We start from the raw sequence: 23971 nt of genomic DNA on the forward strand, positions 1-23971 counted from the left end.
CTCGTGTGACACGGCGCGCGATTGCGGCCCCGATTGCGGCGGAGGCGGCTTGCCGCTATCCGCACCGGACGATGAAGCGCACGCACCTGCCCCTGAACGCCCTGCGCGTTTACGACGCCGCCGCGCGGCACCTCTCCTTCACCCGCGCCGCGGACGAGCTGGCGGTGACGCCGGCCGCCGTCGGCCAGCAGATACGCGCGCTCGAGGATCACCTCGGCACCGTGCTGTTCCGCCGTACGTCCAAGGGGCTGGAGCTGACCGAGGAAGGCCTCGCCGGGCTCGACGCGCTGCGCGAAGGCTTCCTGAGGTTCGAGGAATCGGTCCAGTCGATGCAGGCCGGGCAGGCGAGCGACCGCTACACGATCGCCGCCCCGCGCGAATTCTACGCCCAGTGGCTCGCCCCGCGCCTCGCCGCCTTCCGCGAGGCCAACCCCGGCATCCGCTTCCGCTTCGTGGCGGACGAGCATGCCGACTTCACCGAGACGAACCTCGACTTCGCCGTGCGCCTGGTCGACGGGCCGGGCGAGCTGGAGGGCGTCGAGCTTGCGCCCGCGCGCCGCGTGGTCGTCGCCGCCAAGGACGCGCCGGAGGACGTGCTCGACGCCTGGATCGACTGGCCGGGCGCGCCGCTGCCCGAAGGCGCCGAGCCGACGGTCGAGGTCGGCAACGCCGGCCAGGCCCTGTCGAGCGCGATCGCCGGGCTGGGCAAGGCCGTGCTCCCCTACCTGCTGGTGGAGGACGCGCTGGAGGACGGCCGCCTCACCGTGCTGGAAGGCCCGGACGAAGGCCGCCGCGCCTACTGGCTCGTCGCCCCGCTGCCCCAATGGCGGCAGAAGAAGGTCAAGACGCTGGTCGCCTTCCTCACCTCCGGTTAGCCGCCGCGCAGCCAGGCCAGCGCGCCTGCATCCATCCCCTTGAACTTGGGCCAACCGTCGCGCGTGTCGGCGAGCGGCGCGACGAGCAGCGCGGCACCATCGGGCAGCTGCCACTTGATCCGGTGATAGAGCCGGGAGCGGGACAGCCCGCTGCGGACGAGCCACAGCGCATCGGCCAGCGGATGCCCGTCGCCGTGGAGGTCGAGCCCGCCGGGCGCCTCCACCGCCGGATCGATCCACAGCAGGTAGAGCGCCGCGCCCTCGTCCCCCACGGAACCGGCCATCCTCAGCCCAGCAGCCGCACGAGGATCGCCAGCACGACGAACCCCGCGAGCCCCGCGATGAAGATCAGCCGGTTGCGCCGCTTGCGCAGGATGATCTCCGCCCCGCGCGCATCCTGCGCATCGATATGGATCGCCTCGTCCCGTTCGGGTTCGCTCATCGCTCGTCTCCTCACGGGACCAACGGTCGACACGGTGGGGCGGGTTCCCGTTCGCCGGACGCCGCAAGGGCCTCGGGCAGGAAGGGGGTGTTGACACGAGTGACACGGTCCCCGGGGCAAGTGTCACCTTGCGTGTCATGTGTAACCTTGCGGCATGGCTGCGAGCCCCTGCGTCCCGGTGTGCCGTGCAGCCGGTAGCGCGCCGCGACGCTCCGCCCGGGGCTTGCGGGTGGAAGCGAACGACCCCCGGCAGGCCAGGGCCTGCCACGGCGCCGCATGCGGCTCCATCAGCGCTGATTGGGTTCACGCAAGGACGCGAAGACACGAAGGGGCAGGCGACTCGGTCGGACATAGCCCGCAAGCAGATTGCAAATTTTCGGCGTGTAGGAAAATGGTTTGTGAGCGAGCGTCGACCGGCCCTTAAGTCGACCGGCCCCGGATCAGCCGTCCGGGAACGCGCCGCGGGTCCGGTTGGCGAGCGCGACCAGCGAGAGCATCACCGGCACTTCCACCAGCACGCCTACCACCGTCGCCAGGGCCGCACCGCTGCCGAGCCCGAACATTCCGATCGCGACCGCCACGGCGAGCTCGAAGAAGTTCGAGGTGCCGATCAGCGCGCAGGGCGCGGCGATCGCGTGCGGCACGCGCCAGGCTTTCGCCGCGCCATAGGCGATGAGGAAGATGCCGTAGCTCTGGATCACGATCGGCACGGCGATCAGCGCGACGAGGAGTGGCCGCGCGAGGATGGTTTCGGCCTGGAAACCGAACAGCAGCACCACGGTCACGAGCAGCCCGAGGATCGAGAGCGGCTTGAGCCGGCCGGTGAAGCGATCCACCGCGCCCGGATCGCCGTGGTGCGCGGCGAGGAGCCGGCGGCGGACGAATGCGCCCGCCACGAGCGGTACGACGACGTAGAGCGCGACCGAGAGAAGCAGCGTCTCCCACGGCACGGCGATGTCGGCGACCCCGAGCAGCAGGGCGACGATCGGCGCGAAGGCGACGATCATCACCAGATCGTTCACCGCCACCTGCACCAGCGTGTAGGCCGGATCGCCTTTGGTAAGCTGCGACCAGACGAACACCATGGCGGTGCAGGGCGCGGCGCCAAGCAGGATCAGCCCCGCGATGTATTCCCTCGCGTCGGCCGGCGCGATCAGATCGGCGAAGGCGACTTCGAAGAACAGCACGCCGAGCGCGGCCATGGTGAAGGGCTTGACGAGCCAGTTCACCACCAGCGTGATGATGAGGCCCCTGGGCTTGTCGCCGACCCGGCGCACGGCCGAGAAATCGACCGCCACCATCATTGGGAAGATCATCGCCCAGATCAGGACCGCGACCACGAGATTGACCGAGGCATATTCCACCGCGGCGAGCGCACCGAAGACGTCCGGCGCGAGACTGCCGAGCGCAAGGCCGCAAAGGATCGCGCCGGCGACCCACAGCGAGAGCCATTTCTCGAACAGGCCCAGACCCGCGGCGCGGGTGTCGATGGGCGCGGCAGGAGTGGCGGCGGATGCGTTCATCGTCCGTCCGCCTCCTGCCCGATCGCGTGCAGCCGTTCGCGCAGCGCGACATCCTCGAGGCTGTCGGCGGGCAGGGCGAGCATCAGGTCGATCCGCCGCTTGAGCATGCGGAACGCATCGAGGAAAGCCGCGGCTTTCTCCGCATCGCTCCCGTCGACTGCCGCAGGATCGGGAATGCCCCAGTGCGCGCTGACCGGCCGGCCCGGCCAGACGGGGCAGGTTTCCGCCGCCGCGCTGTCGCAGACCGTGAAGATCAGATCGAAGTGCGGACCTTGCGCGAACTCGTTCCAGCTTTTCGAGCGGTATCCATCGGCCGGATAGCCCATCGTGTCGAGCGTATGGATGGCCCAGGGATTGACCGTTCCGGCCGGATTGCTGCCGGCGCTGACGGCGCGGAACCGGCCGCCTCCGTCGCGGTTGAGGATCGCCTCGGCGAGGATCGAGCGCGCGGAATTGCCGGTGCAGAGGAACAGCACGTTCAGGGGTTGGGTCGGCATCGCGGGTCTCAGCAGCAGGATACGGCAGGAGCCGAGACGTCTGCCGCCTTGGGCACGCAGCAGGCATCCGAAGCCGCATTCGGGGAGGCGAGCTGCGCAAGATCGGGGTTGCCGCCGTAAGTCGTGCTTTCGCCGTCGGTCAGGAAGGCTTCCCACACCACGCCATCGGGATCGGCGATCCAGCTCTTCTCCGACTTCGCATAGCAGCAGGTCGTGGCGCCTTCCTCCAGCACGGGCCGGTCGGCAGCCTTGAGGCGGGCATAGACTTCGGCGAGCTCGTCGCCGTTTTCCACCTGCAGCCCGACATGCTCCACGCCCTTCGATGCGCCTTCGCGCAGCGAGACGGCGAAGTTGATCCGCGGGTCCTCGAGCATCCATTTGGCGTAGTCGCTCTTCACCACCGCCGGCTCGGCGCCGAACAGCTCGTTGTAGAAGGCGATCGATCGGTCGAGGTCGGTCACGCCGACATGAACATGGAAACGCTTCATCACGCGGTCCTTTTCGCTTCTTGGGGAGGGCAGGCCGAGCTGCCGTCGGCGCAGGGAAGGCCGCCGCAGCAATTCTCGGTCAGGTAGCTCATCAGTGCATTCATCGCGGCATAATCGGCCGAATAGATGATCGAACGGCTCTCGCGCCGCTGGGTCACGAGGCCGGCATTGGCGAGCTGGGCGAGGTGGAAGCTCATCGAAGAAGGCGGAACGTCGAGACTGTCGGCGAGCGCGCCCGCTGCCATTCCCTCCTCGCCCGCCTGCACCAGCAGGCGAAACGCGGCGAGGCGGTGCTCCTGAGCGAGAGCGGACAGGGCGCGTATGGTGTCGGTGGCTTCCATGGGGTGCCTTTGATGATTCGATAAATGTCGAAATATAGAATTGTGGGAGGTGAGGCAAGAGGCTTCTTTTGCGATCCTCCGGCGCTGCCTCACTGTCATTCGTCATCCCAGCGAAAGCTGGGATCGCTGTCGGCACAGTCGGACTTCGCGGCGCGCGATCCCAGCTTTCGCTGGGATGACGGTATGGTGTAATGGTGCGGCGACCAGGACGCAGCGATCCGACGCCGAAAGGGCAGCGATGCGCCGGTTCTTGACCGTCAGCCCGAATCCCCCTAAGGGCGCGCTCATCCGAACCGGGGTGCGCTCCGCGTCGGTCAGATAGAGCTGAACATTGCCGGTCATGTCCCGGGGGCCTTGGCGCTGAGCGCTGGAGGCTCTTTTCTATTGAAGCGATCCTTGTGGGGTGCTTCGGGGCAGCCGTCAAAGTAACCCGGTGTCCGTGACCCGGGTGGAGTGTTTCGGGCTCGCTACCGAGCTCCCGCGAAGGCGGGAGCCTCAGGCCGCAGGCAGTGCGCCGGCGGCGCGAGGTCCCCGCCTTCGCGGGGACTCAGGGCAGCCAAATTCTCTCCACCCTGGCCCCAGTGTCACCTCCACACGGTGAAGAGAGAACTCAATGCCGACGATCAACCAGCTGGTCCGCCTGGGCCGCGTTCCGCAGAAGGCCAAGAGCAAGGTCCCTGCGATGGAGCAGAACCCGCAGAAGCGCGGTGTCTGCACCCGCGTCTACACCACGACGCCGAAGAAGCCGAACTCCGCTCTGCGCAAGGTGGCCAAGGTCCGCCTGACCAACCAGCGCGAAGTCATCTCCTACATCCCCGGCGAGGGGCACAACCTGCAGGAGCACTCCGTGGTGCTGATCCGCGGCGGCCGCGTGCGTGACCTTCCGGGCGTGCGCTACCACGTGCTGCGCGGCGTGCTCGACACGCAGGGCGTGAAGGACCGCAAGCAGAGCCGTTCGAAGTACGGCGCGAAGCGGCCCAAGTAAGGCTTTCATGATCCCCCGCGAAGGCGGGGGTCTCAGGCCGCCTGGTCGTTCAACCGACGTCCCGCCGGCCTCCCGAGGTCCCCGCCTTCGCGGGGACTCACGGCTAGAGAAGGAATTTGACCAATGAGTCGTCGTCGTCGTCCCGAGAAGCGGGAGATCCTGCCTGATCCGAAGTTCGGAGATCAGGTGCTGTCCAAGTTCATGAACAACCTCATGCTCGACGGAAAGAAATCCGTCGCCGAGCGTATCGTCTATGGCGCGCTCGACACCGTCGAGACGAAGGCCAAGGCCGATCCGATCGCGCTGTTCCACGACGCGCTGAACAACGTCGCGCCGCAGGTCGAGGTCCGCAGCCGCCGCGTCGGTGGTGCGACCTACCAGGTGCCGGTCGAGGTTCGCCCCGAGCGCGCCCAGGCGCTGGCGATCCGCTGGCTGATCACCGCCGCCCGCGGGCGTGCGGAAACGACCATGGCGGCGCGCCTGTCGGGCGAGCTGCTCGACGCGGCGAACAACCGGGGCAACGCGGTCAAGAAGCGGGAAGACACGCACCGCATGGCCGACGCCAACCGCGCGTTCTCGCACTACCGCTGGTAAGGCGGGGACTGGCGAGGATCGCTCGTCGCCGAGAAGCGGGCCTGGCCGGCGTGAGCCGCGGGCCGGCCCGCTTCCCGCGAGGCGTCTTCAACCGGTCACAGAGTTAACTATATGGGGCGCGCTTCTCCGCCGCTCCTAACGAACCCGAGGAATTTCCCATGGCCCGCAGCCATCCTATCGAGCGCTATCGCAACTTCGGCATCATGGCGCACATCGACGCCGGCAAGACCACCACGACCGAGCGCATCCTCTATTACACCGGCAAGTCCTACAAGATCGGCGAAGTGCACGACGGCGCCGCGACGATGGACTGGATGGAGCAGGAGCAGGAGCGCGGGATCACCATCACCTCGGCCGCGACCACGACCTTCTGGAAGGCCGAGGACGGCGAGGGCGAAGAGCACCGCCTGAACATCATCGACACCCCGGGCCACGTGGACTTCACCATCGAAGTCGAGCGTTCGCTGCGCGTGCTCGACGGCGCGGTCGCCGCCTTTGACGGCGTTGCCGGCGTGGAACCCCAGTCCGAGACCGTGTGGCGCCAGGCCGAGAAGTACGGCGTGCCCCGCATGTGCTACGTGAACAAGCTCGACCGCACGGGCGCCGACTTCTACTACTGCGTCCAGACGATCATCGACCGTCTCGGCGCGGTGCCGGCCGTGCTCTATCTCCCGATCGGCGCCGAAGGCGACTTCAAGGGCCTGGTCGACCTTGTCAACAACCGCGCGATCATCTGGCACGACGAGAGCCTGGGCGCGAAGTTCGACTACACCGAGATCCCCGCGGACCTCGCCGACAAGGCCGCCGAGTACCGCGAGAAGCTGATCGAGCTCGCCGTCGAGCAGGACGACGACGTGATGGAAGCCTATCTCGAAGGCAATCTTCCCGACGCGCCCACGCTGAAGCGGCTGATCCGCAAGGGCACGCTGAACCACAAGTTCGTGCCGGTGATGTGCGGCTCCTCGTTCAAGAACAAGGGCGTCCAGCCCCTGCTCGACGCGGTCGTCGACTATCTGCCGAGCCCGGTGGACGTGCCGGCGATCAAGGGCGTCAAGCCGGACAGCGATGAGGAGGATACCCGTCCTTCGTCCGACGAGGCGCCGTTCAGCGCGCTGGCGTTCAAGATCATGAACGATCCGTTCGTCGGCTCGCTCACTTTCACCCGCATCTATTCGGGCCGGCTCGCCAAGGGCCAGGTCCTGAACTCGGTCAAGGAGAAGAAGGAAAAGATCGGCCGCATGCTGCTGATGCATTCCAACAACCGCGAGGACATCGAGGAAGCGTTCGCGGGCGACATCGTCGCCATCGCCGGTCTCAAGGAGACCACCACCGGCGACACGCTGTGCGATCCGGCCAAGCCGATCATCCTCGAGCGGATGGAGTTCCCCGAGCCCGTGATCGAGCTGTCGGTGGAGCCGAAGACCAAGGCCGACCAGGAGAAGATGGGCGTCGCCCTCAACCGCCTGGCCGCCGAGGACCCCTCGTTCCGCGTTTCGACCGACCACGAGTCGGGCCAGACGATCATCAAGGGCATGGGCGAGCTTCACCTCGACATCCTGGTCGACCGCATGAAGCGTGAGTTCAAGGTCGAGGCCAACGTCGGCGCGCCGCAGGTGGCCTATCGCGAGTCGCTGGCTCGCGAGGTCGAGGTCACCTACACCCACAAGAAGCAGTCGGGTGGTTCGGGCCAGTTCGGTGAAGCCAAGGTTCGCGTGATCCCCGGGGAACGCGGCCAGGGCATCATCTTCGACGACCAGATCAAGGGCGGCAATATTCCGCGCGAATATATCCCGTCGGTCGAGAAGGGCATGCGCGAGCAGGCCGAGAGCGGCTATCTGGTCGGCTTCCCGATCATCGACTTCACCATCGAGCTGATCGACGGCAAGTACCACGACGTCGACTCGAGCACGGTGGCGTTCGAGATCACCGGTCGCGGCGCGATGCGCGAAGCGGCCCAGAAGGCCGGCATCAAGCTGCTCGAGCCGATCATGAAGGTCGAGGTCGTGACGCCGGAAGAGTACATGGGCGACGTGATCGGCGACCTCAACAGCCGTCGCGGCCAGATCCAGGGCACCGACAGCCGCGGCAACGCCCAGGTGGTCGACGCCTTCGTGCCGCTCGCCAACATGTTCGGCTACGTGAACGAGCTGCGCTCCTTCACGCAGGGACGCGCGAACTACTCGATGCAGTTCTCGCACTACGACGAGGTGCCGGCGAACGTCGCGCAGGAGGTCAAGGAGAAGCTTGCCTAAGGCAAGGCAAGCGTCTAGGGGCGGCGCCTGATTCACCCGGTGCCGCCCGCGACTTGGTGAAATTCAATCTGACAGACAGAGGTTACAAGCACATGGCTAAGGAAAAATTCGAGCGCACTAAGCCGCACTGCAACATCGGCACCATCGGCCACGTCGACCACGGCAAGACCACGCTGACGGCGGCGATCACCAAGGTGCAGGGCGCTGCGGTCGATTTCGCGAACATCGACAAGGCTCCGGAAGAGCGCGAGCGCGGCATCACCATCTCGACCGCACACGTCGAGTATGAGACCGATGCGCGCCACTACGCACACGTCGATTGCCCGGGCCACGCCGACTACGTGAAGAACATGATCACCGGTGCCGCGCAGATGGACGGCGCGATCCTGGTCGTGAACGCTGCCGACGGCCCGATGCCGCAGACCCGCGAGCACATCCTGCTCGCCCGTCAGGTCGGCGTGCCGGCGCTCGTCGTGTACATGAACAAGGTCGACCAGGTCGACGACGAGGAAATCCTCGAGCTCGTCGAGCTGGAAGTGCGTGAGCTCCTGAGCTCGTACGACTTCGACGGCGACAACATTCCGATCGTCAAGGGTTCGGCTCTGGCCGCGCTCGAAGGCCGCGACCCGGAAATCGGCGAGAACTCCATCAAGGAACTGATGGAAGCCGTCGACAACCACATCCCGCAGCCCGACCGTCCGATCGACAAGCCGTTCCTGATGCCGATCGAGGACGTGTTCTCGATCTCGGGCCGCGGCACCGTCGTCACCGGCCGCGTCGAGACCGGCATTGTGAATGTCGGCGACGAAGTCGAGATCGTCGGCATCAAGGATACGTCGAAGACGACCGTCACCGGCGTCGAGATGTTCCGCAAGTTGCTCGATCGCGGTGAAGCCGGCGACAACATCGGCGCCCTGATCCGCGGCGTCGGCCGTGACGACGTCGAGCGTGGCCAGGTTCTGGCCAAGCCGGGTTCGGTCACGCCGCACACCGAGTTCAGCGCCGAAGTCTACGTGCTGTCGAAGGACGAAGGCGGCCGTCACACGCCGTTCTTCGCCAACTACCGCCCGCAGTTCTACTTCCGCACGACCGACGTGACCGGCGAAGTGATCCTCCCCGAGGGCACCGAGATGGTCATGCCGGGCGACAACGTGACGATCGGCGTCAAGCTGATCGCGCCGATCGCGATGGACGAAGGTCTTCGCTTCGCCATCCGTGAAGGCGGCCGCACCGTCGGTTCGGGGGTTGTCAGCAAGATCACGAAGTAATATAGGCGCGCGACCGGCGGGGGATTCGTTCCTCCGCCGGTCAGATTTTTCGAAGGGGGCCGCCCCTGACCGGGTTTCCCGGGAGGCGGGGCTGGCCTTTCTTTTTTGGGGAGCGGAACGCTCCTTGGCTCTTTCGCATCGGTATAGGTAATGGAAGCTCAGAACATCCGCATTCGCCTCAAGGCGTTCGACCACCGCGTTCTCGACCAGGCGACTGGTGAAATCGCAGATACAGCGCGTCGTACGGGTGCTCTCATTCGTGGCCCCATTCCCATGCCGACGCGTATCGAAAAGTTCACCGTGAACCGCGGCCCGCACATCGACAAGAAGTCGCGCGAGCAGTTCGAGGTGCGCACCTACAAGCGGCTGCTCGACATCGTGCAGCCCAACGCCCAGACGGTCGATGCGCTGATGAAGCTCGATCTCGCCGCGGGCGTGAACGTGGAAATCAAGCTCGCTTAAACCGAAGGTTTATGCGAGTGCAGCCCCGCGCAGGCGGGGGTCTCAGTCCTCCTGATCGGACTTTAAACGATTGGGCTGATATCGCGGTCGCGTTAGCGGCCTGAGGTCCCCGCCTTCGCGGGGACTCTCGACGACATCGGGATACCGCCGGCACGCTGCCGGGTCTGCGTCCCCCGTCTCGCCTTCTTCGGAAGGCACTCAGCCCGGACGGGGCGACGCATCACAACCAGGGCTGTCACGCACCTTCGGATGGGCCGGGGGTGCCTCTGTTTTAGGAGTCTTACGATGCGCACCGGCGTTATCGCAAAGAAAGTCGGGATGACCCGCCTGTTCCAGGAGGATGGCCGGCACGTGCCCGTGACCGTTCTCGCACTGGAAGACTGCCAGGTCGTTTCGCACCGCACCGCCGATCGCGATGGCTATTTCGCGCTCCAGGTCGGTTCGGGCGAAGCCAAGCAGAAGAACGTGAACAAACCGCAGCGCGAAGCCTTCGCCAAGGCGGAAGTCGGGCTGAAGATGAAAGTCGCCGAGTTCCGCGTCGAGAACGAGGAAGGCCTGATGCCGGTCGGTTCGACGATCAGTGCCGAGCACTTCGTCGCCGGGCAGAAGGTCGACATCACCGGCCACACGCAGGGCAAGGGCTTTGCCGGTGCGATGAAGCGCTGGGGCTTCGGCGGTCTGCGCGCGACGCACGGCGTTTCGCTCAGCCACCGTTCGCATGGTTCGACGGGTAACCGCCAGGATCCGGGCCGCGTCTTCAAGAACAAGAAGATGGCCGGCCACATGGGCGACCGCCAGCGCACGCAGCAGAACCTCGAGATCGTACGCACCGACGCCGACCGCGGCCTTCTGTTCGTCAAGGGCTCGGTCCCGGGCGCGAAGAACGCCTGGCTGCTGGTTCGTGACGCGGTGAAGCTGCCGGTTCCCGAAGGCGTGCCGTTCCCCGGCGCGATCCTTGAGAAGAAGAGCGCTGCTCCGGAGCACGAGGAAGCCGCACCGGGTCTGGTCGAGAGCGCTGCCGAGCACGAAGTGCACCAGCAGGTCGACGCCGAACAGCAGGCGAAGCTCGCCGAAGAGCAGCAGGCTGGGGCCGGTGACGATGTCACTCCCGCGACCGGCGAAGAGAACAAGGCCGAAGGCACTGCCGACGGCGAGAGCAAGGAGTCCTGATCGTGAAGGTCAAGGTCCAGAAACTCGACGGCACCAAGGTTTCGGGCGCGTCGGGCGACATCGAGCTCAATGACGCCGTGTTCGGCGTCGAGCCGCGCGCCGACATCCTGCACCGGGTCGTCACCTGGCAGCTCGAGAACCGGCGCGGCACTGCCCGCCCGACTCGCGAGCGGTCCGACGTCGCGCGCACCGGCAAGAAGTTCGGTCGCCAGAAGGGCGGCGGTACGGCTCGTCACGGCGATCGTGCGGCTCCGATCTTCATCGGCGGCGGTAAGGCGCACGGCGCCAGGCTGCGCGACTTCGACGTCTCGCTGAACAAGAAGATCCGTGCGCTCGGCCTCAAGATGGCGCTTTCGAGCAAGGCGAAGGACGGCCTGGTGGTCGTCGACAGCCTCGATCTCAAGGACGCCAAGACCAAGGCCGTCGCCGAAGCGATCGGCAAGAACGGTTGGAACGGCAAGGTGCTGGTGATCGACGGTGAGGCCGTGAACGAAGGCTTCAAGAAGGCCGCCGGCAACCTCAAGGGGGTCAACGTGCTCCCCGCGATCGGCGCCAACGTCTACGACATCCTGAAGCACGACATGCTCGTCCTCACCAAGGACGCGGTCGAAAAGCTGGAGGCGCGCTTCAATGGCTAAGAAGCAGGAAATCGATGCGCGTCACTACGACGTGATCCTCAGCCCCCACATCACCGAGAAGTCGACTCTGCTCTCGGAGCAGAACGGTGTCGTCTTCAAGGTGGCGAACGATGCGACCAAGCCGCAGATCAAGGAAGCGGTCGAAGCGCTGTTCGATGTGAAGGTGAAGGGCGTGAACACCATTGTCGTGAAGGGCAAGACGAAGCGCTGGAAGGGCAAGCCCTACAAGCGCAGCGACCTCAAGAAGGCGGTGGTTACGCTGGCGGAAGGTGACTCGATCGACGTCACCGGCGGCATCTGAGGCCAGGGACATAGGATCGTAAGATGGCACTCAAGAACTACAAACCGACGAGCCCCGCGCGCCGCGGCCTGATTCTCGTCGACAAGTCCGGCCTGTACAAGGGCAAGCCGGTCAAGTCGTTGACGGAAGGCAAGCGCAAGACGGGCGGCCGTAACAACAAGGGTCATGTCACCTCGCGCGGCATGGGCGGCGGTCACAAGCAGAAGTACCGCTATATCGACTTCAAGCGTCGTAAGTGGGACGTCGAAGGCACCGTGGAGCGGATCGAGTACGATCCCAACCGCACCGCCTTCATCGCGCTGATCAAGTACGCCGACGACGAGCTGGCCTACATCCTGGCGCCGCAGCGCCTGGCCGTGGGCGACAAGATCATCGCCGGCGAGCGGACCGACACCAAGCCCGGCAACGCGATGCTGCTCGGCCAGATGCCGGTCGGCACGATCTGCCACAACATCGAGATGAAGCCGGGCAAGGGCGGCCAGATCGCCCGTTCGGCCGGCGCCTACGTCCAGCTCGTCGGCCGCGACCGCGGCATGGTGATGGTGCGCCTCAACTCGGGCGAGCAGCGCTACGTGCGGGCGGATTGCATGGGTACGGTTGGCGCGGTGTCGAACCCCGACAACCAGAACCAGAACCTGGGCAAGGCCGGCCGCCGCCGCTGGATGGGCATCAAGCCGCTCACCCGCGGCGTCGCCAAGAACCCGGTCGACCACCCGCATGGCGGTGGTGAAGGCCGCACGTCGGGTGGCCGCCATCCGGTCACTCCGTGGGGCAAGCCGACCAAGGGCGCCCGGACCCGCAAGAACAAGGCGACGGACAAGATGATCATCCGTTCGCGCCACGCCAAGAAGAAGAGGTAATCGGACATGGCTCGTTCCGTCTGGAAAGGTCCGTTCGTCGAGCTCAGCCTTCTCAAGAAGGCTGAAGACGCACAGGAAGCGGGTGGCCGTGCGCCGATCAAGACCTGGTCGCGTCGCAGCACGATCCTGCCGCAGTTCGTCGGCCTGACGTTCAGCGTCTACAATGGCCAAAAGTTCATCCCGGTCTCCGTTTCGGAAGACATGGTCGGTCACAAGCTCGGTGAATTCGCGCCCACGCGCAACTTCCCGGGTCACGCGTCCGACAAGAAGGGTAAGCGCTAATGGGCAAGCAGAAAGCTCCCCGCCGCGTCGCGGAGAACGAGGCTCTGGCCGTCGGCACCACGATCCGTGGTTCGGCGCAGAAGCTGAACCTCGTTGCCGAGTTGATCCGTGGCAAGAAGGCCGAGGATGCGATGAGCATTCTCGCCTTCTCGAAGAAGGGCATGGCGCGCGATGCGCAGAAGGTGCTCGCCTCGGCGATCGCCAATGCGGAGAACAACCACGACCTGGATGTCGACGCGCTGGTGGTTGCGGAAGCTTCCGTCGGCAAGTCGATCACCATGAAGCGTTTCCACACGCGCGGACGCGGCAAGAGCACCCGCATCCTCAAGCCGTTCAGCCGGCTGCGCATCGTGGTTCGCGAGCAGGAAGAGGCGTAAGATGGGCCAGAAGAGCAATCCGATCGGTCTGCGCCTGCAGATCAACCGCACCTGGGACAGCCGCTGGTACGCCGAAGGGCGCGACTATGCGCGGCTGCTCAAGGAAGACATCGAGATCCGCAAGCACATCATCGAGAGCCTGCCCCAGGCGGCGATCTCGAAGGTGGTGATCGAGCGTCCGGCCAAGCTGTGCCGGGTTTCGATCTATGCCGCGCGGCCGGGCGTCATCATCGGCAAGAAGGGCGCCGACATCGAGAAGCTGCGTTCCAGGCTTTCGTCCATGACGGCGAGCGAGGTGAAGCTGAACATCGTCGAGATCCGCAAGCCGGAAGTCGATGCCAAGCTCGTCGCGCAGGGTATCGCCGACCAGCTTATCCGCCGCGTGGCGTTCCGCCGGGCGATGAAGCGCGCGATGCAGTCCGCCATGCGTCTGGGTGCCGAAGGCATCAAGATCGTCTGCGGCGGCCGTCTCGGCGGTGCGGAAATCGCGCGTGTCGAACAGTACCGCGAAGGCCGCGTGCCGCTGCATACGCTGCGCGCGAACATCGACTATGCCGAAGCCGAGGCGCTGACCGCCTACGGCATCATCGGCATCAAGGTGTGGGTCTTCAAGGGCGAGATCCTCGGCCACGATCCGACGGCGCAGGACCGCCTGATGATGGAATCGCAGACCTCCGGCGTCCGTCCGGCTCGCTGAGATTAGGTAAGAGCAATGCTGCAACCGAAGAAAACCAAGTTCCGCAAGGCCTTCAAGGGCCGGATCAAGGGCGACGCCAAGGGTGGCACCGCGCTGAACTTCGGCTCGTACGGCCTCAAGGCCCTGGAGCCGGAGCGGATCACCGCCCGCCAGATCGAGGCCGCACGCCGTGCGATCACGCGCCACATCAAGCGCCAGGGGCGCCTGTGGATCCGCGTGTTCCCCGACGTGCCGGTGTCGAAGAAGCCTGCCGAGGTCCGTCAGGGCAAGGGCAAGGGTTCGGTCGAATACTGGGCCGCCCGCGTGAAGCCGGGCCGGATCCTGTTCGAGCTCGACGGTGTTGCCGGTCCGCTCGCCGCCGAAGCGTTCGAGCGCGCGGCGATGAAGCTGCCGATCAAGACCAAGGTCGTCGCCCGTCTCGGCGACACCTCGCACCTGGAGGGTTGATCATGACGAAGATTGAAGACCTCCGCACGAAGTCCGACGACCAGCTCGACGCGCAGCTCACCGAGCTCAAGCGCGAGCAGTTCAACCTCCGCTTCCAGGCGGCGACCAACCAGTTGGAAGCCCCGGCGCGGATCCGCCAGGTTCGCCGCTCGATCGCGCAGATCAAGACTCTGCAGAACGAGCGCGCCGCCGCCGCGGCAGCCAAGGCTTGAGGAGCTAGACAATGCCGAAGCGTATCCTGATCGGGACTGTCACCTCCGACAAGACCGACAAGACCGTCACCGTGCTGGTCGAGCGAAAGGTGAAGCACCCGCTTTACGGGAAGATCATCCGCCGTTCGAAGAAGTACCACGCGCACGACGAGACCAACGAATACAAGCTGGGCGACACCGTCCGGATCGAGGAGACTAGACCGATCTCCAAGACCAAGACGTGGAAGGTGATCGACCGCGTCATCGCGGGCGGCGTCCAGGCGATCGAGGCCGATCTCGAGGCCTAGTCGCAGACAAGTGATTTCAACCGATCCTCGGCTTTGACGAGGACAGGCGTTTTTGGAACTGCCGGACGGGTTCCGGCAAGCCAGGTAAGAAGGAACCGCATCGATGATTCAGATGCAATCGAACCTAGACGTCGCGGACAACAGCGGCGCGAAGCGCGTCCAGTGCATCAAGGTGCTGGGCGGGTCGAAGCGCCGCACCGCGAGCGTCGGCGACGTGATCGTCGTTTCCGTGAAGGAAGCGCAGCCGCGTGCCCGCGTGAAGAAGGGCGACGTTCACCGTGCGGTGATCGTTCGCACCAAGAAGGACGTGCGCCGTCCCGACGGCAGCGTGATCCGCTTCGATTCGAATGCCGCGGTCCTCGTCAACAAGAACGAGGAACCGATCGGCACGCGTATCTTCGGCCCCGTCGTCCGCGAGCTGCGCGGGCGCGGGTTCATGAAGATCATCTCGCTCGCTCCGGAGGTGTTGTAATGGCCGCCGCGAAGATCAAGAAGGGCGACAGCGTCGTCGTGCTCTCGGGCAAGGACAAGGGCCGCACCGGCACCGTCCAGAAGGTCATGCCGAAGGATGGCAAGATCGTCGTCGAGGGCGTGAACGTCGCTGCCCGTCACCGCAAGCCGAGCCAGGCCAACCCGCAGGGTGGCATCGACCGTTTCGAAGCGCCAATGCCGATCTCGAAGGTTGCCGTGGCTGATCCCAAGGACGGCAAGCCGACCCGCGTCCGCTTCGAGGAGCGCGACGGGAAGAAGGTCCGCGTTGCCGTCAAGTCCGGGGAGACCATCGATGGCTGACAACTACACCCCTCGCATGAAGACCCGCTACGACGACCAGATCGTCGCGGCGATGACCGAGAAGTTCGGTTACAAGAACCGGCTCGAGGTCCCGCGCCTGGAGAAGATCACGCTCAACATGGGCGTGGGCGAGGCGAGCCAGGACAAGAAGAAGGTCCAGACCGCGGCCGAGGAAATGGCCCTGATTGCCGGCCAGAAGCCGGTGATCACCAAGGCCAAGAAGTCGATCGCGCAGTTCAAGCTGCGTGAAGGCATGCCGATCGGCTGCAAGGTGACCTTGCGCCGCGAACGCATGTACGAGTTCCTCGACCGTCTCGTGACCGTAGCCATGCCGCGCATCCGCGACTTCCGCGGATTGAACCCGAAGAGCTTCGACGGGCACGGCAACTACGCGATGGGCCTGAAGGAGCAGATCATTTTCCCGGAGATCTCGTACGACAGGATCGAGAAGGTCCGGGGAATGGACATCATCGTGACCACGACGGCGAAGACCGACGAGGAAGCCCGCGAACTGCTGCGTCTGTTCGGCTTCCCGTTCCCTGCAGAGCAGGACGCCGAAGAGAAGGAGGCCGCGTGAGCGGCCCCCTGAACGCTAGGAAAGCAAAGAGAGCTTAAGTCCAATGGCGAAACTGAGTTCCATCAACAAGAACGAGCGTCGCAAGAAGCTCGTGAAGAAGTACGCTGCGAAGTACGCCCAGCTGAAGGCGATCGCGGACGACGAGTCGCTCGACGAGGGCGAACGTCTGATCGCGCGTCTGAAGATGGCGGAGATCCCGCGTAACGCGAACCCGACACGTGTGCGCAACCGCTGCACCACCACCGGCCGCCCGCGCGGCTACTACCGCAAGTTCGGTCTCAACCGCATCGAACTGCGCGATCTCGGCAACAAGGGCCTGATTCCGGGCCTGACCAAGTCGAGCTGGTGAGGATCTGACAGATGGCTATGACCGATCCCCTGGGTGACATGCTCACCCGCATCCGCAACGGGCAGCAGGCGAAGAAGGACAGCGTCCTTTCGCCGGCGTCCAAGCTGCGTGCAAACGTGCTCGAAGTCCTCCAGCGCGAAGGCTACATCCGTGGCTACAGCGAGGACTCGACCGGGAAGCACCCCGCGCTGCGGATCGAACTGAAGTACTTCGAGGGCGAACCTGCGATCAAGCACGTCGCCCGCGTCTCCAAGCCCGGCCGCCGGATCTATTCGGGTTCCAAGGAACTTCCGACCGTCCGCAACGGCCTCGGCATCACCATCGTCTCGACGCCCCGCGGCGTGCTTTCCGATGCGGAAGCCCGGTCGCACAACGTCGGTGGCGAAGTGCTGGCGGAGGTGTTCTGATGAGCCGCATCGGCAAGAGACCGGTCGCGATCCCGAGCGGGGTCACCGCCACGATCGACAACGGCACGCTCACCGTGAAGGGGCCCAAGGGCACTCTTTCGCTGGGGCTGGTCGACGACGTTGAGTACAAGCTCGAAGGCGACGAGATCAGCGTCAAGCCGGCGAACGACACCCGTCGTTCGCGCGACTTCTGGGGCATGCAGCGCACGCTGGTGTCCAACCTGGTCGAAGGCGTGACCGACGGCTACACCAAGGTGCTCGAGATTTCGGGCGTCGGCTACCGGGCGCAGGCGCAGGGCAAGAAGCTCAAGCTTCAGCTCGGCTACAGCCACGACGTCGACCTTGACGTGCCCGAAGGCCTGGAAGTGAAGACCCCCGATCAGACCACGGTCGAGATCAGCGGGATCGACAAGCAGGCCGTGGGTCAGTTCGCCGCCGAGATCCGCCGCTGGCGCAAGCCCGAGCCCTACAAGGGCAAGGGCATCAAGTACCGCGGCGAGTACATCTTCCGCAAGGAAGGGAAGAAGAAGTAAGATGGCCAAGCTTTCCCTGTTCGCACGCCGCCGTCGCCGTGTCCGCACGGCTCTGCGCAGCCGCGCCGGCGATCGCCCCCGCCTGTCGGTGCACCGCACCGGCAAGCATATCTACGCCCAGATCATCGACGATGCCGGGGGCAAGACGCTTGCCGCCGCCTCGACGCTGGGCGGGAAGGCCTCGGGCGCCAATGTCGAAGCTGCCAAGCAGGTCGGCAAGGACATCGCCGCGGCCGCCAAGAAGGCGGGCGTGACCACCGTCGTCTTCGATCGCGGTGGCTTCCTGTTCCATGGCCGCGTCAAGGCGCTGGCCGACGCCGCCCGCGAAGGCGGGCTGGAGTTCTGATGATGGCTGAAGAAAACAACACCGAGAACACCGAGACCCCGAAGGTCGAGGACGCCAAGGTCGAAGAGACCCAGGCGGAAACGACCGAGGCCAAGGCCGAAGCTGTGGCCGAGACCGAAGCCGCTCCGGCAACTGCCGAGGAGCCGAAGGTCGACAACGCCGGCTCGACGCCGACCTCGACCACTGCACCGACCGAGGCGGCCGACAACCAGTCGACCCAGGGCGGCGACGCTTCGCAGCCGCGCGGCCGTGGCGGCCGTGGTGGTGGCGGCGGCGCCGGCGGACGCGATGGTGGCGGCCGTGGCCGTGGCCGCGGCCGTGACGATCGTCGCGGTGGCCGCCGCGAGGAAGAAGACGACGGCATCATCGAGAAGCTCGTCCACATCAACCGCGTTTCGAAGACGGTGAAGGGCGGCAAGCGCTTCGGCTTTGCGGCGCTGGTCGTTGTCGGCGACGGTTCGGGCCGCGTCGGCTTCGGCCACGGCAAGGCGCGCGAGGTGCCGGAGGCGATTTCGAAGGCGACCGCTGCTGCGCGCAAGAAGATGATCCGCGTTCCGCTCAAGGAAGGCCGCACGCTGCACCACGACGGCAAGGGCCGTTTCGGCGCCGGCAAGGTCACCGTGCGCACCGCGCCTCCGGGTACCGGCATCATCGCCGGTGGTCCGATGCGCGCCGTGTTCGAGAGCCTGGGCGTTGCCGACGTGGTGACCAAGTCGGTCGGCACTTCGAACCCCTACAACATGATCCGCGCCACGTTCGACGCGCTGACCGACCAGACTTCGCCGAAGTCGGTCGCCCAGCGTCGCGGCAAGAAGGTCGCCGACCTTCTCGGTCGCGGTGGCGCCAGCGCGGCAGAGGCTGAAGCCGACGCTGCAGCTATGGCGGAGTAATCGAGATGGCCGACAAGAAAACCATCAAGATCAAGCAGATCGGTTCGCCGATCCGCCGTCCGGAAAGCCAGCGCAAGATCCTCGTCGGTCTGGGCCTCGACAAGATGCACAAGGTCGTCGAGCGCCAGGACACCCCCGAGGTGCGCGGCGCGATCGCCAAGATCCCGCATCTGGTGACGATCGTCGACTGAGCTTAAGCCCTCTCCCCTCAAGGGGAGAGGGTTGGGAGAGGGGGCAACGTGATCCCCTCTCAACTCCGACTAGTACCCGCATGCGCGGGCACAAGTCTTCGTATCTCTCCCCTGAAGGGGAGAGAGCGACAGCGCGAACAAAGCGAAAGCGAGTGCAAGACCATGAAACTGACAGACATCCGTGACAACCCCGGTGCCCGCAAGGGCCGCATCCGCGTCGGACGCGGCATCGGTTCGGGCAAGGGCAAGACCGGCGGCCGCGGCCAGAAGGGCCAGAAGAGCCGTTCGGGCGTCGCCGTGAAGGGCTTCGAGGGCGGCCAGATGCCGCTGCACATGCGCCTGCCGAAGCGCGGCTTCAACAACCCGTTCGGCAAGGACTTTGCCGAGGTGAACATCGGCATGGTCCAGAAGTTCATCGACGCCAAGAAGCTCGACGCCGGCAAGGTCGTCGACGACGAGGCGCTCCGCGCCGCTGGCCTCGCGCGCGGCGGCAAGGACGGCATCCGTCTGCTGGGCAAGGGTGAACTGAAGACCAAGGTCCAGTTCAAGGTCGCCGGCGCCAGCAAGGGTGCGATCGAGGCGGTCGAGAAGGCCGGCGGTTCGGTCGAACTGCCCGAGGCGAAGCCCTCGGAGCACGAGAAGAAGACCGCCCGGCGCGAAGCCAACAAGGCTGCCAAAGCCAAGTAACGGCAAAAATAGGGGCGGGGGGTTCGACATCGTGCCTCCCGCACCCTATCTAGCCTTTCCGAGCCGGGAGGGTCCGGCGCCGAGTTAGGGCACAAGCATTTCTCATGGCATCACGCGCCGACAATATCGCGAGCAATCTCAGTCTCGCCAACTTCTCGAAAGCGACCGAGCTCAAGAATCGTATCTGGTTCACGATCGGTGCGCTGATCGTGTTCCGGTTCCTGAGCTTCATTCCGCTTCCCGGCGTCAATCCGCTGGTGCTCCAGGATCTCTACGATACCGCGCGCGGCGGAATCCTCGATCTCTTCAACACTTTCTCGGGCGGCAGCCTGGAGCGCATGAGTCTCATCGCGCTCGGCGTCATGCCCTACATCACCGCCTCGATCGTCATCCAGCTCGCGGCAGCGCTCCATCCCTCGCTGGCCGCGCTCAAGAAGGAAGGCCAGAGCGGGCGGCAGAAGCTCAATCAGTACACCCGCTACGGCACGGTGTTCCTGTGCGCGATCCAGGGCTGGTTCCTCGCCTCGGGCCTCGAGGCCTACGGCGCGCAGAGCGGGCTGCAGGCGGTCGTCCAGCCCGGCGTGATGTTCCGCGTCGGTGCGGTCATCAGCCTCGTCGGCGGCACGATGTTCCTGCTCTGGCTGGGTGAGCAGATCACCAGCCGCGGGATCGGCAACGGCGTCTCGCTGATCATCATGGCCGGTATCGTCGCCCAGTTCCCGAGCTTCGCCACGAACCTGTTCGAAGGCGGCCGCAGCGGCTCGATCTCGCCGGTGCTGATCATCGGCTTCCTGGCGATGATCGTGATCCTGATCCTGTTCATCTGCTTCATGGAACGCGCGCAGCGACGATTGCTGATCCAGTATCCGAAGCGAGCGACCCAGCGCGGCGTGATGCAGGCGGATCGCAGCCACCTGCCGCTCAAGCTCAACACCGCCAACGTGATCCCGCCGATCTTCGCCAGCTCGCTGCTGCTGCTGCCGTTGACGATCAGCCAGTTCGCCGGCAACCAGGTCGATACGGAGAGCACCTTCGGCAGTGTGATCGTCTGGCTCAACCAGTACCTCGCGCACGGGCAGCCCATCTACATGGCGCTCTATGCCGCGGGCATCGTCTTCTTCACGTTCTTCTACACTGCCGTGGTCTTCAACCCGGAGGAAACGGCCGAGAACCTGAAGAAGAACGGCGGGTTCATCCCCGGCATCCGCCCGGGCAAGCGCACGACCGAATATCTCGACTACGTTCTCACGCGCATCACCGTGATCGGCGCGATCTACCTGACCCTGGTCTGTGTGATCCCCGAATACATGATCGCTCAGACGGGCATTCCGCTGTTCCTGGGCGGCACCAGCCTGCTGATCGTGGTCAACGTCACCGTCGACACCATCACGCAGATCCAGTCGCACCTGCTGGCGCACCAGTACGGCGACCTGATCAAGAAGGCGAAACTCAAAGGCCGCATGCGCTGATCGGATTGGCGCGAAGATAGGGGAAGCGGTTTGGACATCATCCTCTTGGGCCCTCCGGGGGCGGGCAAGGGCACGCAGGCGCAACGCCTCGAGCAGCGGCACGGCATGCGCCAGCTCTCGACCGGCGACATGCTGCGGGCCGCCGTCAAGCAGGGCACACCGGTCGGCCTCAAGGCCAAGGAAGTGATGGATCGCGGCGAGCTCGTTTCGGACGAGATCGTCTCCGAACTGATCGATGCCGAGCTGACCGCGATGGGCAAGGACGTCGGCGCGATCTTCGACGGCTATCCGCGCACCGCCGGCCAGGCGGAGTCGCTCGACCGCATTCTCGCCAGCCACGGCCGCACGCTCGATCACGTGATCGAGCTCGAGGTCGACGAGGACGCGCTGGTCGAACGCATCACCGGCCGCTTCACCTGCGCCCAGTGCGGTGCCGGCTATCACGACACTTTCAAGCAGCCCGAAGTTGCGGGCGTGTGCGACAAGTGCGGCAGCGCCGAGTTCAAGCGGCGGCCCGACGACAACGAGGAAACCGTCCGCACCCGCATGACCGAGTACCGCGCCAAGACCGCGCCGATCCTGCCGATCTACGAGGAACGCGGGATCGTCAGCCGGGTCGACGGCATGGCCGGCATCGAGGACGTGACCCGCGCGATCGACGCAATCCTCGGCTGACCGCCATTCCCCTGGCTATCGGTGGGCCTTTGCGCGCGCTCCAAGCTATGGAATAGCAGCGCGGCAGGGGGAGGATTGACGATGCCGAAGATTCGCATGGCCGTGCTGGCCTTGGCCGCCGCCGCGGCGCTGGCGCCCGCGACTGCCGGGGCAAAAGTCGTGAAGCAGGACGCGGCGGGTTTCGTCACCCGCGACACGGTGACCGTCGAAACAACTCCGCGGGAGGCGTGGATGGCGCTGATCTCGCCGGCGAAGTGGTGGAACGAGGCGCACACCTGGTCGGGCGACCCGGCGAACCTCTCGATCACGCCCCAGGCCGGCGGCTGCTTCTGCGAGCGCATTCCCGAAGTGGAGACGAAGGGGGATGTCGGCCTCGCCGGCAGCGTTCAGCACATGGTCGTGGTCCACGCCGCCCCCGACAAGGCGCTGCGGATGCGCGGAGCCCTGGGGCCGCTGCAGAGCGAGGCGGTGACCGGCGTGCTTACCATTGCGCTGGCCGAAGTGGAGCAGGGCACCGCGATCACCTTCGAATATGTCGTCGGCGGCTACATGCGGTACGAGGTGCCCCCAATCGCGGAGGCGGTCGACGGCGTGATGAGCCAGCAGCTCGCCGGACTTGCCGCGCTGCTCGGCCCGGTCGATGCTCCGGCCGAGGAGAACACGGGGGAGGAGGGTGCCGATGCTGAAGCAGCGGGTGCCGACGACCCCGCTGAGGACGAAGCCGATGCGCCGCCCGAGAAGAAGCCGAGCGTCGAAGAGGCCTTCGGCGATCTCTCCGACGGAGCATGACCGCCACCGGAGCATGCATCATGGTAAATCCGACGGAAGGCTTTTGCCGGCGTGCGCAAGCTGCTATAGCATCGGCTTGCATTATCGAGCAGCCAGCCCATATTCGGCGGCGTGCTCGTATGCGCGCGCATTGCGGTTGACGTGCGCAGCGAATCACCCTAAGCGCGCCGTTCATTCGGCATTTCGGGATAGTTGGGCGGACAAGTCTGGCAGGCGGCAGCCTTCGTAGCGCGCCATCCGGGCTTTTTGCCATTCCGGCTCCGGCCATGCCGATGAACGACAGCGTTGAGATAGGGGGTCGCCACCAGTTCGCTTGCGAACCGGCCGGCCGGGTCCCTGTGGAGCATGGAGAAGTAAGTGGCTCGTATTGCCGGGGTAAATATCCCCACCAACAAGCGCGTGATCATCGCGCTCACCTACATTCACGGTATCGGCCGCACCACGGCCGTGCGGATCGCCGACAAGCTGGGCATCGATCATTCGCGCCGCGTGCAGGATCTGACCGATGCGGAAGTCCTGCAGATCCGCGAGACGATCGACAGCGATCACACCGTCGAGGGCGACCTGCGCCGCAACACCGCGATGAACATCAAGCGGCTGATGGACCTCCGGTCCTACCGCGGCCTGCGTCACCGCAACCAGTTGCCGGTTCGCGGTCAGCGCACGCACACCAACGCCCGTACCCGCAAGGGCAAGGCGAAGCCCATCGCGGGCAAGAAGAAGTAAGCGAACGCTTTCGCAGCTTCGCTTTCATCACTTCTTTTTAAGAACAGGATACTCAGCCCATGGCACGCGAACCAGGCCGGATCAGGCGGCGCGACAAGAAGAACATCTCGAGCGGCGTCGCGCACATCAACGCCAGCTTCAACAACACCATGATCACCATCACCGATGCGCAGGGCAATGCGATCAGCTGGTCCAGCGCCGGCATGATGGGGTTCAAGGGCAGCCGCAAGTCGACTCCCTACGCCGCCCAGGTCGCCGCGGACGACGCGGGCAAGAAAGCCGCCGAACACGGCGTGCGCACCCTCGAGGTCGAAGTGAAGGGTCCCGGTTCGGGCCGTGAGAGCGCGCTGCGCGGTCTCGCCGCCGTCGGGTTCACCATCACCTCGATCCGCGACGTCACCCCGATCCCGCACAACGGGGTGAGGCCGTCGAAGCGCCGTCGCGTCTGATCCGTACCTGCCCGGCGGTGTCATGCCGCCGACCCTGACGGACCGGACGCGCCCACCAGCGCAGCCGGTCCTGCCCGTATCTGAACCCTAGGG

General features: G+C 65.5%; 38 protein-coding genes. 31 read left to right on the forward strand and 7 right to left on the reverse strand.

Translation table 11 applies throughout. The features are described from left to right. The first annotated feature begins 71 nt into the window (after nt 1-71). Entirely contained in the window at nt 72-875 is an 804-nt protein-coding gene (locus tag AC3A5N_RS15200) for a LysR substrate-binding domain-containing protein (protein WP_487738169.1), read from the forward strand. On the opposite strand, the gene AC3A5N_RS15205 is transcribed toward AC3A5N_RS15200, so the two are convergent. The 7 genes from AC3A5N_RS15205 to AC3A5N_RS15235 all read right to left on the reverse strand — a co-directional run bounded on the left by AC3A5N_RS15205 (nt 872) and on the right by AC3A5N_RS15235 (nt 4508). Next, nucleotides 872-1159, reverse strand: a complete 288-nt coding sequence (locus tag AC3A5N_RS15205; RefSeq protein WP_487738170.1) for a hypothetical protein — start codon at nt 1157-1159, stop codon at nt 872-874. The two genes, AC3A5N_RS15200 and AC3A5N_RS15205, sit on opposite strands and share 4 nt — an antisense overlap. A gap of 2 nt (nt 1160-1161) precedes the next feature. Beyond that, on the reverse strand, nt 1162-1317 hold the full coding sequence (locus AC3A5N_RS15210; protein WP_487738171.1) for a peptide ABC transporter permease: 156 nt from the start codon (nt 1315-1317) through the stop codon (nt 1162-1164). Between the two features lie 440 nt (nt 1318-1757). Continuing rightward, nucleotides 1758-2840: an ACR3 family arsenite efflux transporter gene (gene arsB, locus AC3A5N_RS15215; protein WP_487738172.1), complete on the reverse strand. Its 1083-nt coding sequence runs from the start codon at nt 2838-2840 to the stop codon at nt 1758-1760. Then, complete coding sequence (locus AC3A5N_RS15220) at nt 2837-3337, reverse strand: arsenate reductase ArsC (RefSeq protein ID WP_487738173.1); 501 nt, start codon at nt 3335-3337, stop codon at nt 2837-2839. Before AC3A5N_RS15220 ends, arsB begins: the two co-directional genes overlap by 4 nt. Nucleotides 3338-3345: 8 nt before the next feature. Continuing rightward, complete coding sequence (locus AC3A5N_RS15225) at nt 3346-3825, reverse strand: ArsI/CadI family heavy metal resistance metalloenzyme (protein ID WP_487738174.1); 480 nt, start codon at nt 3823-3825, stop codon at nt 3346-3348. Further along, the gene (locus tag AC3A5N_RS15230; protein ID WP_487738175.1) at nt 3825-4166 is read right to left on the reverse strand and encodes an ArsR/SmtB family transcription factor; all 342 of its coding nucleotides are present in this window, start codon (nt 4164-4166) and stop codon (nt 3825-3827) included. Before AC3A5N_RS15230 ends, AC3A5N_RS15225 begins: the two co-directional genes overlap by 1 nt. A 102-nt stretch (nt 4167-4268) precedes the next feature. After that, nucleotides 4269-4508, reverse strand: coding sequence for a hypothetical protein (locus tag AC3A5N_RS15235; protein WP_487738176.1), 240 nt, complete (start codon nt 4506-4508; stop codon nt 4269-4271). 271 nt (nt 4509-4779) lie between these two features. On the opposite strand from AC3A5N_RS15235, the gene rpsL reads away from it, so the two are divergent. From rpsL to rpsK, 30 genes are all read left to right on the forward strand, one after another. Next, the gene (gene rpsL / locus AC3A5N_RS15240) at nt 4780-5151 is read left to right on the forward strand and encodes a 30S ribosomal protein S12 (protein WP_203110352.1); all 372 of its coding nucleotides are present in this window, start codon (nt 4780-4782) and stop codon (nt 5149-5151) included. A 123-nt stretch (nt 5152-5274) separates the two neighbouring features. Further along, complete coding sequence (gene rpsG / locus AC3A5N_RS15245) at nt 5275-5745, forward strand: 30S ribosomal protein S7 (RefSeq protein WP_449014840.1); 471 nt, start codon at nt 5275-5277, stop codon at nt 5743-5745. Between the two features lie 158 nt (nt 5746-5903). Further along, entirely contained in the window at nt 5904-7997 is a 2094-nt protein-coding gene (gene fusA / locus AC3A5N_RS15250) for an elongation factor G (RefSeq protein WP_487738177.1), read from the forward strand. Between the two features lie 92 nt (nt 7998-8089). Further along, nucleotides 8090-9265: an elongation factor Tu gene (tuf, locus tag AC3A5N_RS15255; protein WP_487738178.1), complete on the forward strand. Its 1176-nt coding sequence runs from the start codon at nt 8090-8092 to the stop codon at nt 9263-9265. Nucleotides 9266-9415: 150 nt separating this feature from the next. Further along, a complete protein-coding gene (rpsJ, locus tag AC3A5N_RS15260) occupies nt 9416-9727 on the forward strand; it encodes a 30S ribosomal protein S10 (protein WP_006831877.1) in 312 nt (103 codons plus the stop codon). Between the two features lie 285 nt (nt 9728-10012). Beyond that, a complete protein-coding gene (rplC, locus tag AC3A5N_RS15265) occupies nt 10013-10897 on the forward strand; it encodes a 50S ribosomal protein L3 (RefSeq protein ID WP_487738179.1) in 885 nt (294 codons plus the stop codon). 2 nt (nt 10898-10899) lie between these two features. Then, nucleotides 10900-11535 (forward strand): 50S ribosomal protein L4, encoded by a 636-nt coding sequence (rplD, locus tag AC3A5N_RS15270; RefSeq protein ID WP_487738180.1) that lies wholly within the window; start codon nt 10900-10902, stop codon nt 11533-11535. After that, nucleotides 11528-11836 (forward strand): 50S ribosomal protein L23, encoded by a 309-nt coding sequence (locus AC3A5N_RS15275; RefSeq protein WP_119511502.1) that lies wholly within the window; start codon nt 11528-11530, stop codon nt 11834-11836. Before rplD ends, AC3A5N_RS15275 begins: the two co-directional genes overlap by 8 nt. Before the next feature lie 23 nt (nt 11837-11859). Next, nucleotides 11860-12696, forward strand: coding sequence for a 50S ribosomal protein L2 (gene rplB, locus AC3A5N_RS15280; protein WP_487738181.1), 837 nt, complete (start codon nt 11860-11862; stop codon nt 12694-12696). A 6-nt stretch (nt 12697-12702) separates the two neighbouring features. Beyond that, the gene (rpsS, locus tag AC3A5N_RS15285) at nt 12703-12978 is read left to right on the forward strand and encodes a 30S ribosomal protein S19 (RefSeq protein ID WP_487738182.1); all 276 of its coding nucleotides are present in this window, start codon (nt 12703-12705) and stop codon (nt 12976-12978) included. Beyond that, the gene (gene rplV / locus AC3A5N_RS15290; protein WP_487738183.1) at nt 12978-13355 is read left to right on the forward strand and encodes a 50S ribosomal protein L22; all 378 of its coding nucleotides are present in this window, start codon (nt 12978-12980) and stop codon (nt 13353-13355) included. The genes rpsS and rplV overlap by 1 nt, the downstream gene beginning before the upstream one ends. Before the next feature lies 1 nt (nt 13356). Next, nucleotides 13357-14052 carry a 30S ribosomal protein S3 gene (gene rpsC, locus AC3A5N_RS15295; RefSeq protein WP_487738184.1) on the forward strand — a complete coding sequence of 232 codons (696 nt, stop codon included), beginning with the start codon at nt 13357-13359 and terminating at the stop codon, nt 14050-14052. Nucleotides 14053-14067: 15 nt separating this feature from the next. Next, entirely contained in the window at nt 14068-14499 is a 432-nt protein-coding gene (gene rplP / locus AC3A5N_RS15300; RefSeq protein WP_487738185.1) for a 50S ribosomal protein L16, read from the forward strand. Between the two features lie 2 nt (nt 14500-14501). Then, nucleotides 14502-14711 carry a 50S ribosomal protein L29 gene (rpmC, locus tag AC3A5N_RS15305; protein ID WP_191984692.1) on the forward strand — a complete coding sequence of 70 codons (210 nt, stop codon included), beginning with the start codon at nt 14502-14504 and terminating at the stop codon, nt 14709-14711. Nucleotides 14712-14722: 11 nt separating this feature from the next. After that, complete coding sequence (gene rpsQ, locus AC3A5N_RS15310; protein WP_487738186.1) at nt 14723-14998, forward strand: 30S ribosomal protein S17; 276 nt, start codon at nt 14723-14725, stop codon at nt 14996-14998. A gap of 103 nt (nt 14999-15101) precedes the next feature. Beyond that, nucleotides 15102-15470, forward strand: coding sequence for a 50S ribosomal protein L14 (gene rplN, locus AC3A5N_RS15315; RefSeq protein ID WP_061924894.1), 369 nt, complete (start codon nt 15102-15104; stop codon nt 15468-15470). Beyond that, the gene (gene rplX / locus AC3A5N_RS15320) at nt 15470-15790 is read left to right on the forward strand and encodes a 50S ribosomal protein L24 (protein ID WP_119511510.1); all 321 of its coding nucleotides are present in this window, start codon (nt 15470-15472) and stop codon (nt 15788-15790) included. Before rplN ends, rplX begins: the two co-directional genes overlap by 1 nt. After that, entirely contained in the window at nt 15783-16367 is a 585-nt protein-coding gene (rplE, locus tag AC3A5N_RS15325; protein WP_487738187.1) for a 50S ribosomal protein L5, read from the forward strand. The genes rplX and rplE overlap by 8 nt, the downstream gene beginning before the upstream one ends. Nucleotides 16368-16410: 43 nt before the next feature. Further along, nucleotides 16411-16716, forward strand: coding sequence for a 30S ribosomal protein S14 (gene rpsN, locus AC3A5N_RS15330; RefSeq protein ID WP_487738188.1), 306 nt, complete (start codon nt 16411-16413; stop codon nt 16714-16716). A gap of 11 nt (nt 16717-16727) precedes the next feature. Next, nucleotides 16728-17123, forward strand: coding sequence for a 30S ribosomal protein S8 (gene rpsH / locus AC3A5N_RS15335; RefSeq protein WP_487738189.1), 396 nt, complete (start codon nt 16728-16730; stop codon nt 17121-17123). Next, nucleotides 17123-17656 (forward strand): 50S ribosomal protein L6, encoded by a 534-nt coding sequence (gene rplF / locus AC3A5N_RS15340; protein ID WP_487738190.1) that lies wholly within the window; start codon nt 17123-17125, stop codon nt 17654-17656. The genes rpsH and rplF overlap by 1 nt, the downstream gene beginning before the upstream one ends. Nucleotide 17657: 1 nt before the next feature. After that, nucleotides 17658-18002 carry a 50S ribosomal protein L18 gene (gene rplR, locus AC3A5N_RS15345; RefSeq protein ID WP_487738191.1) on the forward strand — a complete coding sequence of 115 codons (345 nt, stop codon included), beginning with the start codon at nt 17658-17660 and terminating at the stop codon, nt 18000-18002. Continuing rightward, a complete protein-coding gene (gene rpsE / locus AC3A5N_RS15350; protein WP_487738192.1) occupies nt 18002-18892 on the forward strand; it encodes a 30S ribosomal protein S5 in 891 nt (296 codons plus the stop codon). The genes rplR and rpsE overlap by 1 nt, the downstream gene beginning before the upstream one ends. Nucleotides 18893-18897: 5 nt before the next feature. Then, nucleotides 18898-19083, forward strand: coding sequence for a 50S ribosomal protein L30 (gene rpmD / locus AC3A5N_RS15355; protein ID WP_129523959.1), 186 nt, complete (start codon nt 18898-18900; stop codon nt 19081-19083). A 162-nt stretch (nt 19084-19245) separates the two neighbouring features. Further along, complete coding sequence (gene rplO, locus AC3A5N_RS15360) at nt 19246-19770, forward strand: 50S ribosomal protein L15 (RefSeq protein ID WP_487738193.1); 525 nt, start codon at nt 19246-19248, stop codon at nt 19768-19770. 104 nt (nt 19771-19874) lie between these two features. Beyond that, nucleotides 19875-21239 carry a preprotein translocase subunit SecY gene (gene secY, locus AC3A5N_RS15365; protein ID WP_487738194.1) on the forward strand — a complete coding sequence of 455 codons (1365 nt, stop codon included), beginning with the start codon at nt 19875-19877 and terminating at the stop codon, nt 21237-21239. 30 nt (nt 21240-21269) lie between these two features. Next, entirely contained in the window at nt 21270-21914 is a 645-nt protein-coding gene (locus AC3A5N_RS15370; RefSeq protein ID WP_487738195.1) for an adenylate kinase, read from the forward strand. A gap of 81 nt (nt 21915-21995) precedes the next feature. Further along, nucleotides 21996-22703, forward strand: coding sequence for an SRPBCC family protein (locus tag AC3A5N_RS15375; RefSeq protein WP_487738196.1), 708 nt, complete (start codon nt 21996-21998; stop codon nt 22701-22703). A gap of 357 nt (nt 22704-23060) precedes the next feature. After that, nucleotides 23061-23429: a 30S ribosomal protein S13 gene (rpsM, locus tag AC3A5N_RS15380; protein ID WP_487738197.1), complete on the forward strand. Its 369-nt coding sequence runs from the start codon at nt 23061-23063 to the stop codon at nt 23427-23429. 59 nt (nt 23430-23488) lie between these two features. Then, on the forward strand, nt 23489-23878 hold the full coding sequence (rpsK, locus tag AC3A5N_RS15385) for a 30S ribosomal protein S11 (RefSeq protein WP_047805755.1): 390 nt from the start codon (nt 23489-23491) through the stop codon (nt 23876-23878). The last annotated feature ends 93 nt before the right edge of the window (nt 23879-23971 follow it).

This window comes from Pelagerythrobacter sp. Soil_C_18 (genome assembly GCF_057657235.1).